Source organism: Nocardia sp. NPDC058497 (assembly GCF_042720195.1).
In the GTDB taxonomy this organism is placed as follows: domain Bacteria; phylum Actinomycetota; class Actinomycetes; order Mycobacteriales; family Mycobacteriaceae; genus Nocardia.
Map to the genome: position 1 here is coordinate 1 of NZ_JBHXMY010000462.1, position 4848 is coordinate 4848.

General features: G+C 66.8%; 6 protein-coding genes. 5 read left to right on the forward strand and 1 reads right to left on the reverse strand.

Going from position 1 to position 4848, the window contains the following annotated elements; translation table 11 throughout:
* Window positions 1–153 precede the first annotated feature (153 nt).
* On the forward strand, window positions 154–627 hold the full coding sequence (locus tag ACFWPJ_RS24875) for a hypothetical protein (protein ID WP_378854799.1): 474 nt from the start codon (window positions 154–156) through the stop codon (window positions 625–627).
* A 19-nt stretch (window positions 628–646) separates the two neighbouring features.
* On the opposite strand, the gene ACFWPJ_RS24880 is transcribed toward ACFWPJ_RS24875, so the two are convergent.
* On the reverse strand, window positions 647–1609 hold the full coding sequence (locus ACFWPJ_RS24880; protein WP_378854800.1) for a DUF5996 family protein: 963 nt from the start codon (window positions 1607–1609) through the stop codon (window positions 647–649).
* A 457-nt stretch (window positions 1610–2066) separates the two neighbouring features.
* On the opposite strand from ACFWPJ_RS24880, the gene fabD reads away from it, so the two are divergent.
* Genes fabD through ACFWPJ_RS24900 form a run of 4 tightly spaced genes read left to right on the forward strand, consistent with a single transcriptional unit; the run spans window position 2067 to window position 4707 of the window.
* Entirely contained in the window at window positions 2067–3008 is a 942-nt protein-coding gene (fabD, locus tag ACFWPJ_RS24885) for an ACP S-malonyltransferase (protein ID WP_378854801.1), read from the forward strand.
* A gap of 30 nt (window positions 3009–3038) precedes the next feature.
* Window positions 3039–3452, forward strand: a complete 414-nt coding sequence (locus ACFWPJ_RS24890) for an acyl carrier protein (protein ID WP_378854802.1) — start codon at window positions 3039–3041, stop codon at window positions 3450–3452.
* Complete coding sequence (locus ACFWPJ_RS24895; protein ID WP_378854803.1) at window positions 3452–4252, forward strand: SDR family NAD(P)-dependent oxidoreductase; 801 nt, start codon at window positions 3452–3454, stop codon at window positions 4250–4252. The genes ACFWPJ_RS24890 and ACFWPJ_RS24895 overlap by 1 nt, the downstream gene beginning before the upstream one ends.
* Before the next feature lie 2 nt (window positions 4253–4254).
* On the forward strand, window positions 4255–4707 hold the full coding sequence (locus ACFWPJ_RS24900) for a hypothetical protein (RefSeq protein WP_378854804.1): 453 nt from the start codon (window positions 4255–4257) through the stop codon (window positions 4705–4707).
* The last annotated feature ends 141 nt before the right edge of the window (window positions 4708–4848 follow it).

A 4848-nucleotide genomic window follows, 5' to 3' on the forward strand; every position in this document is an offset into this window, starting at 1 on the left:
TCCGCCCTCGCTTCTTTCTTCTTCAACACCCCCTCCGCGTCGTCCTCCCCCACCACCCGCCCCCCCACCGGTTTCGCGTTTCCGGGAGTTGTCAGAGCGGCTGGTTAGGGTGACACCATCGCGTGCCGCGGGGCAGGCGGAAGCGAGGGTGGCGTGGGCTGGACAGCGAATGGGCTGCTCGTCGAAGGGACGATCGACGCGGCGCGGTTGCCGGGGCATCCCGGAGACAGCGGCGCGACCGTCGATCTGGCGCAGGCGTTCTCGCGTCCGGTCGACTACGCGGTCGCCGAGGTCGACGGGTGGACGTCGATCCTGGATCCGCACATCCTGGTGACCTTCGACGACGACGCGGTCCTCGCGCTCTCGGGAACCCGCCGCGCACTCGCCTACGCCGCCCACAGCGTGTCGGACACCTACGGATTCGCGTGGTACTCCGGCGGGCAGCCGATTCGGCGAATCATCTACTCGGCGGGCGAGCTCGCCGACGAAACGGGCGGCGTACTCCCCGACGAAGCCCGGCTCGAAGCCGACCTCGACGAGGACTTCATCTTCGACATCATCGCCGGACTGACCGGACTCGGCTGGGGCAAGATCGCCGACGCCACCTATCGCGTGTGGACGGCATGAAGCCGGATCCGGCGCGAGTTCAGAGTGCCGCTGTGTCGTCGGTGTGGAGGACTCGGGCGAGGCGGTGGGGGTTGACATCGAGGAGTTTGCGGTCCCATTTGCCTAGGTCGGCGGCGGCGGCGTAGGTGGTGTCGAGGAAGTTCAGGAGGGTGGCGTCGGGGTCGGGGGATTGGCGGACTACGTCGTAGGGGAGGACGAATTCGCCCAGGGTGGCGTCCCATTCGGCGCCGTCGGGGCCTGCGGGGCGGGTGGAGTAGCCGTGGGGGGCGGGGTAGGCGTAGGCGTAGAAGGTGCCTTCGGTGCCGCCTGCCCAGAAGCCGGCGCTGGCGCATTCGCGGGAGTAGGACTCTTCCATGACCCAGTCGGGGCAGTTGGGGGCGCCGCCGGGGTGCAACGGGGCGGTGCGGCCGGAGAAGCGGGTGCAGGCCAGGTCCAGGGAGCCCCAGAAGACTTGCACCGGACTGGATTTCCCGGCGAAACCGGCGCGCCAGAGCTGGAACACCCGCTGGATCTGGACGAGCTGCTGCCAGAACAGGGTGACGGCGTCGCCGTCGTAGGAGTAGTGGGTGGTGTCCTCGGCGAACGGGATCGCGGGGTCGACTTCGTTCGGCGAGGCCTCTATATCGACCACGGCGTCGAGCCTGCCGAGCACATGACCCAGCTCGGCATAGAAATCGGCGACCGTGCGCGGACGCAAGGCGATGATGGCGTGGCGGCCGTCGCTGGTGCGCAGCACGAGTTCGTGGTCGAGGAAATCGAATTCGATGTCGAGCAGACGGCCGTCGACCGGGATCGCGCCGGTCGACAACCCGCGCGCGCTGACCGCGAAGGTGACATTCCACCAGTGGTTGATCAGCGGGGTGCCCGCCATCTTCAGTTTGCCGATGATCTGGGTCCACATGTGCAGGGTGTCGCGGGTGTCGGACCAGGAATCGACCTTCAGTGCGGGCCAGGCCGCATCAACCGGCGTCAGTCGAGCCATCGGATTCCTCACTCCTTCGGTACGCGGCGGGGGCGATCAGATCCGTAGAGCAGCCGAGACACGGCGTCGCCTCATCCTACGTCGGACGAGGCGACTCGCACAGGAAACATCGACGTCCTCGGCTATCCCGGGGGCTCGAGACCTGGTCCGCTGAAAAGGCTCCCCAACAGTGGGGCCAGCCAACTGAACAACAATGTAAAAATATCCATTTCCGACTCCTTCGCTCTGTGGACCACCCCTTTCGGGGAGCTCTTTCGAGCATGTCCGATCCGAGCTCCGAATACATCACCTATTCGGCTGGATGGCATCACACCTGCGCCGTGACCTCCTCCTTCGGGGTGAGATGAGCCACCCCCGGGTGTCGGTCGTCACCCCACCAGCTGTTGATGTTTCCCGCGCTCGGGCAGACCAGGCTGGTTGTTGTTCGCAGCACAGCGAAGCGGGAAGGAGAACGGCATTGTCCAGCACACCGAAAGCGCTCGGAATGTTTCCGGGGCAAGGCTCACAGCGCGCCGGTATGGCGGAGTTTCTGCTCTCCCATTATCCAGAAGCCGCGGGCCGGGTATTCGACATAGCCGACCGCACACTCGGATTCTCGCTCACCGAATTGTGCGTTTCCGGTTCGGCAACCGAAATCGGCTGCACCGAAATCGCGCAGCCCGCGATTGTCGCGACCAGCCTGGCGATTCTGGAAGTACTGAGCGAGAAGGGCTTTCGCCTCTCGCTGGTGACCGGACACAGCCTGGGCGAGTACACCGCGCTGGTCGCCGCCGGGGTGCTGGAACCGGGGGACGCGTTCGGCCTCGTTCGCCGCCGCGGCGAGCTGATGGCCCGGGTGTCCGACAGGGTCTCCGGAGCCATGGTCGCGATCTTCGGGTTGCCGGTGGAAGTGGTCGAAGCGATCTGCGCCGGCCTTCGCGCCGACGGAGTCGCCGAGGTCGCCAACCACAACGAGGCCGGGCAGACGGTCATCTCCGGTACCCGCGACGCCGTGGCTCGAGCAGCTCGTATCGCCCTCGGGTACGGCGCGGAACGGGTTGTCGAGCTCGACGTGAGCGCGCCGTTCCACTGCTCGCTGATGCACGAGATCGAAGGCGAGTTCGCGGCCGAATTGGACCGGTACGACTTCGCGCCACCGCGGCTTCCGGTCCTCAGCTCCGTCACCGGTGAGCCGGTGACCACCGCCGAGGAGGCCAAGTGGCTGCTGCGCTGCCAGCTGGCCGGACCGGTGCGGTGGGTCGATGTGCTCACCGCCGCACAGCGGCACGGCATCACCGACTACGTCGAGATCGGGCCGGGCCGGGTCCTCAGCGGTCTGGCGAACCGGATGGTCAGCGGCGCCTCGGTGCGCAGCACCAACGACAAGCGCCGAGTGGCAGCCCTCCTCCAGACCTACTGAATCCACACCCCCGAAGAAAGGAAATTCACCATGCCCCAGCACACCACTCAGGATCTGCTCCCGATCGTCCAGTTCGCCGTCGCGGACGCACTGGGCGTCGAGGAGGCCGAGGTCGTCGCCGAGGCGAGCCTGGTCGATGATCTCGGCGCGGAATCGATCGACATGCTCGACATTCTGTTCCGCATCCAGCGCGAGTCCGGGATCAAGGTCTCCGTGTCCGATATGGAGGCGCTGATGCGGGGCCCCGACGGCGTCGACCTGTTCGACGACGACGAGGTCGTCACCGAAGCGGGTCTCGCGCAATTGGAAAGGGCGCTACCGCAATTCGATCGCACCCAACTGTCGGGCCCGCTGACGGCCGAACAGGTGGTCGGACTGTTCACGGTCCAGAACCTCGTGGATATGGTCCACGATCGCGCTCGAGCGGCGGCGGAGGAGAACTGATGCTGCCCTTCGAAGGCAAGGTCGCGCTGGTCACCGGCGCCTCCCGCGGGATCGGGAAAGCGATCGCGACGACACTCGCGCAGCGCGGCGCGGCCGTGGCCGTCAACTACCGCGCGCGCGAAGCGGAGGCCCTCGAGGTCGTGCGCGAGATCGAGGACCTCGGCGGATGCGCCGTCGCCATCGGCGCGGACGTGTCCGACGCCGCGGCGGCGGAGGATCTCGTCGCGGAAACCATGCGCCGACTCGGCGGCCTGGACGTGCTGGTCAACAACGCGGGCATCACCAACGACGGTCTGCTCTGGAAGGTGACAGACGACGCCTGGTGGGAGGTGCTGCGGGTCAATCTCGGCGGCACCGTCAACACCACGCGCGCTGCCGCGGAGCATTTCATGGCCCAGCGCAGCGGAGCCATCGTGAACATCTCCTCGGTCATGGGCGTCTCCGCGCGCCCCGGCCAGTCGGCCTATTCGGCCTCGAAGGGTGCGTTGAACGCCTTTACCCGCTCCTCGGCAATGGAACTGGCGCGCTTCGGAATCCGGGTCAATGCCGTACTGGGCGGGGTCATTCCCACCGATCTGATCAGCGGCCTCCTGACGCACGACAACGGCAAGGGAGCGGTGCAGATTCCGTTGCGCCGGTATGGAACTGCCGAGCAGATTGCCAGCGTCGCGGCATTCCTGGCGGGCCCGGACGCCGGCTATATGACCGGCGAACTCGTCCATGTCGACGGCGGGATGGGCGCGCAAGTGGCGTTCTTCTCCGGCGCGACCGCCATGTCCTTTCTCCGAGAGCCGAGCTGACCATGCGTTTTCATCTGATCGACCGGATCGAATCCTGGGAGCCGATGCAGCGGATCACGGCACGGAAGGTGACCTCGGCACGCGAATCCTATTGGCAGCACGGTGAATCAGGACCAGCTATGCCGTTCGGGATGGCACTGGAGTCGCTGTGCCAGGCGGGGGCGTGGCTGGTGCTGCTGAGCTCCGATCACCGCCTGCGCGCGGCGTTGCTGACAGTCGGTGAGGTCACCATGCATCGCGACATCGTCCCGGGCGACACCGTGCGGCTGCACGCCGAAGTCGTCTCCATCCAGGACAACGCGGCGGTCGTCGACGGCTATGCGGAAGTGGCAGGACAGAAGGTCCTCGACGCACGAAACATCATGTGCGCGTTGATCGATGCCGAACGCCTCGATGACCCGGCCGACACCGCCCGCATGGCGGGGCAGCTGCTCGGGGAAGGTCCGATCGGATGAGGCGCGTCGTGATCACCGGCGTCGGTGCCGTGACCCCGCTCGGCACGGACGCCGCCACCACGTGGCGGAACCAGGCGGCGGGCGTCACCCGAAAAGGGCCCCCGAGAAACATACACACCCACCGCCAGCGAGTACCCCAAG

What these genes read in the sequence shown, in the direction of transcription:
- ACFWPJ_RS24895 (WP_378854803.1), top strand. Translation starts at nt 3,452, where the DNA reads ATGCTGCCCTTCGAAGGCAAGGTCGCGCTGGTCACCGGCGCCTCCCGC.
- ACFWPJ_RS24900 (WP_378854804.1), top strand. Translation starts at nt 4,255, where the DNA reads ATGCGTTTTCATCTGATCGACCGGATCGAATCCTGGGAGCCGATGCAG.
- ACFWPJ_RS24880 (WP_378854800.1), bottom strand. Translation starts at nt 1,609, where the DNA reads ATGGCTCGACTGACGCCGGTTGATGCGGCCTGGCCCGCACTGAAGGTC.
- ACFWPJ_RS24890 (WP_378854802.1), top strand. Translation starts at nt 3,039, where the DNA reads ATGCCCCAGCACACCACTCAGGATCTGCTCCCGATCGTCCAGTTCGCC.